A 3,925-nucleotide genomic window follows, 5' to 3' on the forward strand; every position below is an offset into this window, starting at 1 on the left:
CACCGACACCGGCAGCGGCGGCTACACCCACAAGTTCTTCCGCGTGGCGAAAAGCGCCGACGACCTGCGCCAGCAGCGCGACGCTATTGCCGAGTGGTCGCGCCTGAGCTACGGCTGGATGGGCCGCACGCCGGACTACAAAGCCGCGTTCGGCTGCGCGCTGGGCGCCAACCCGGCCTTCTACGGCCAGTTCGAGCAGAACGCCCGGAGCTGGTACACCCGCATTCAGGAAACCGGCCTGTACTTCAACCACGCCATCGTTAACCCGCCGATCGACCGCCACAAGCCAGCGGACGAGGTAAAAGACGTCTACATCAAGCTGGAGAAAGAGACCGACGCCGGGATTATCGTCAGCGGCGCGAAAGTGGTGGCGACCAACTCCGCCCTGACCCACTACAACATGATTGGCTTCGGCTCCGCGCAGGTGATGGGCGAAAACCCGGACTTCGCGCTGATGTTCGTCGCGCCGATGGATGCCGAGGGCGTGAAGCTGATCTCCCGCGCCTCCTACGAGATGGTGGCAGGCGCAACCGGATCCCCGTACGACTATCCGCTCTCCAGCCGCTTTGACGAGAACGACGCCATCCTGGTGATGGATCACGTGCTGATCCCGTGGGAAAACGTGCTGATCTACCGCGATTTCGACCGCTGCCGTCGCTGGACGATGGAGGGCGGTTTCGCCCGCATGTACCCGCTGCAGGCATGCGTGCGTCTGGCGGTGAAGCTCGACTTCATCACCGCCCTGCTGAAAAAATCCCTGGAATGCACCGGTACCCTGGAGTTCCGCGGCGTGCAGGCGGATCTCGGCGAAGTGGTGGCCTGGCGCAACATGTTCTGGGCGCTGAGCGACTCCATGTGTTCTGAAGCCACCCCGTGGGTCAACGGCGCTTACCTGCCGGATCACGCCGCGCTGCAAACCTACCGCGTGATGGCGCCGATGGCCTACGCCAAGATCAAGAACATCATCGAACGTAACGTCACCTCCGGGCTGATCTACCTGCCCTCCAGTGCCCGCGACCTGAACAACCCGCAGATCGACCAGTATCTGGCGAAATACGTACGCGGCTCCAACGGCATGGATCACGTCGAACGCATCAAGATTTTGAAACTGATGTGGGATGCCATCGGCAGCGAGTTTGGCGGTCGTCACGAGCTGTACGAAATCAACTACTCCGGCAGTCAGGATGAGATCCGCCTGCAGTGTCTGCGCCAGGCGCAGAGCTCCGGCAACATGGACAAGATGATGGCGATGGTCGACCGCTGCATGTCCGAATACGACCAGCACGGCTGGACCGTACCGCACCTGCACAACAACAGCGATATCAACATGCTCGACAAGCTGCTGAAATAGCGCAGCGGGAGGTTGCAATGCATTCAGATGAACAACGCCTGCGTTTTCGCGACGCAATGAGTAGCCTGTCGGCGGCGGTCAATGTGATCACCACCGAGGGTGAGGCCGGACGCTGCGGCATCACCGCTACCGCCGTCTGCTCGGTGACCGACACCCCGCCATCAGTGATGGTGTGCATCAACGCCAACAGCGCCATGAATCCGGTATTTCAGGGTAACGGCAGGCTGTGCGTTAACGTGCTGAACCACGAGCAGGAGATCATAGCTCGTCATTTCGCCGGGATGACCGGAATAACGATGGAGGAGCGCTTTGCCCTCTCCTGCTGGCAAAAAGGCCCGCTGGCGCAGCCGGTACTCAAGGGCGCGCTGGCCAGCCTTGAAGGCGAGATTAGCCAGGTGCAAACCATCGGCACGCATCTTGTCTACCTTGTTGAAATTAAAAACATCATCCTGAGTGACGCAGGACACGGCCTGATCTACTTCAGGCGCCGTTTCCACCCGGTTATGCTGGAGGCGGAAGCCGCCTTGTAATCCCCCTCGCGCTGGCCTTTTTTTTCCGGCCAGCGCCGCTTTCTACAAAAACTCCTAAGGTTTCCGCTAAATCACGCCGTTATATAACCATAAGAGAAATTTTCTGTGCCTGAATACTGACATTCTGTGTCAGTGCACCCGCATCATTCAGCGCATACCTAAATATACAGGATGACCTTATGGCTAAAACGACGCGGAGCCGCTCGGCTGAACGTCTGGTCGATATTCTGGTTGAGCTACATTTAAACGGTGTGGTAAACCGCAGTGCGCTAATGGAGAAATTCAAAATTACCGAGCGCACCGTCTACCGGGATTTAAATGCCCTCTCTCCCATTGTTGAACATACAGGTAACGGGCTATATCGACTGATCCATTCGGCACAATCGCCCGGCGGACAAGGCTTACATCACACTCTTGCTAACTTCCTGAATGCTGATAGCTTTTTCCCTGAAAGAAATACGGAATTCTGGCAGAATCTTGAAACGCGCGTTGACGAAAACCATATTCTTATTCTTGCGAATGAAGCCGAACACACGGTACAACGTGATATTCGCCGTCATTTAACGAAAATCGAGAGATCGATTAAAAACCATAATGTTTGTCAGATTGTTTATAAGGGGAAAACCCGTCTGATTAATCCCTATAAACTCATTAACAAAAAAAATATATGGTATTTACAAGCCACCGAAAATAGCCGCCTGAAATCCTTCTCATTGAGTCAGATTAGCTGGTTTGATATTCAGAAAACGACCTTCACCCCGGAAGAAAATGTCCTTGCGCTGCTGGAAAAAAGCCTAGACCCCTGGGTCTCTGAAAATACTTTCGCGGTGAAAATATTCATCAAAGATAATATTTCACATTACTTCCTGCGTCGCGATCTTCTGCCGGAACAAGAGCTGCTGGCGGAGCAACAGGGCGGAGTCACGCTGCGCTGCCAGGCGGCCCACGAGAACCAGATCCTGCCGCTGCTGTTCTACTGGCTGCCTCATATTCAGATTCTGGAGCCGAACTGGCTGAAGGAAAAACTACTCGGAACGCTGGAGCACTATCTGGCGGTGGAGCGCAACCCGAATAATCAAGTGATCTCAATCACATAATTTCGCCCCCTGGCGGCGAGCCGAAACCGCTCGTCGCCCCCTTTGACCGCTCACCTGTCACTTTCAACCACTCATTCATTTACCGTCCTTTACACGCGCGAGGATCTGGCACGATCGCTCCAGCATTAATCAATACCTCCTCACAACGAACCCTGACCCTTTTTTCTTTACATAAAAAACCAGGTCTTACTATGGATACTAAAAAACTACTGAAGCACGTGCCCTGGGCCTTACTCGGGATCCTCGGCGCTTTTTGTCTGGCGGTTGTCGCATTACGCCGGGGCGAACACGTAAGCGCCCTGTGGATCGTGGTCGCGTCCGTTTCCGTCTATCTTGTTGCTTATCGCTACTACAGCTTGTACATCGCGCAGAAGGTTATGAAGCTCGACCCGACGCGCGCCACTCCGGCGGTCATTAACAATGACGGCCTGAACTACGTGCCAACCAACCGCTACGTGCTGTTTGGTCACCACTTTGCCGCTATCGCCGGTGCAGGCCCGCTTGTGGGCCCGGTGCTGGCCGCGCAGATGGGCTACCTGCCGGGTACCCTGTGGCTGCTCGCTGGCGTGGTGCTGGCGGGTGCGGTGCAGGACTTTATGGTGCTGTTTATCTCTTCTCGCCGTAACGGCGCCTCTCTGGGTGAGATGGTCAAAGAAGAGATGGGCCGCGTGCCGGGGACTATCGCCCTGTTCGGCTGTTTCCTGATTATGATCATCATCCTCGCGGTGCTGGCCCTGATCGTGGTGAAAGCGCTGGCCGAAAGCCCGTGGGGTGTCTTCACCGTCTGCTCAACCGTGCCGATTGCGCTGTTCATGGGTATCTACATGCGCTTCCTGCGTCCGGGACGCGTGGGTGAGGTGTCGGTGATTGGTATCGTGCTGCTGGTGGCCTCCATCTACTTCGGCGGCGTGATTGCGCACGACCCGTACTGGGGCCCGGCGCTGACC

3 protein-coding genes and 1 pseudogene are annotated in these 3,925 nt (G+C 56.3%); all 4 read left to right on the top strand.

The annotated features are described in order from the left end of the window. On the top strand, positions 1 to 1,351 hold a 1,351-nt coding region (hpaB, locus tag DOU50_RS00940), incomplete at its 5' end, for a 4-hydroxyphenylacetate 3-monooxygenase, oxygenase component (protein ID WP_148768540.1). 17 nt (positions 1,352 to 1,368) lie between these two features. Then, the gene (locus tag DOU50_RS00945) at positions 1,369 to 1,881 is read left to right on the top strand and encodes a 4-hydroxyphenylacetate 3-monooxygenase reductase subunit (RefSeq protein ID WP_090419171.1); all 513 of its coding nucleotides are present in this window, start codon (positions 1,369 to 1,371) and stop codon (positions 1,879 to 1,881) included. A 179-nt stretch (positions 1,882 to 2,060) separates the two neighbouring features. Continuing rightward, the gene (locus DOU50_RS00950) at positions 2,061 to 2,978 is read left to right on the top strand and encodes a helix-turn-helix transcriptional regulator (protein WP_024908296.1); all 918 of its coding nucleotides are present in this window, start codon (positions 2,061 to 2,063) and stop codon (positions 2,976 to 2,978) included. 191 nt (positions 2,979 to 3,169) lie between these two features. Next, a pseudogene (gene btsT / locus DOU50_RS00955) lies at positions 3,170 to 3,925 on the top strand (pyruvate/proton symporter BtsT); the annotation flags it as partial.

It is taken from the genome of Enterobacter sp. C6 (genome assembly GCF_008122455.1).
Taxonomy (GTDB): Bacteria; Pseudomonadota; Gammaproteobacteria; order Enterobacterales; family Enterobacteriaceae; genus Enterobacter; species Enterobacter pseudoroggenkampii.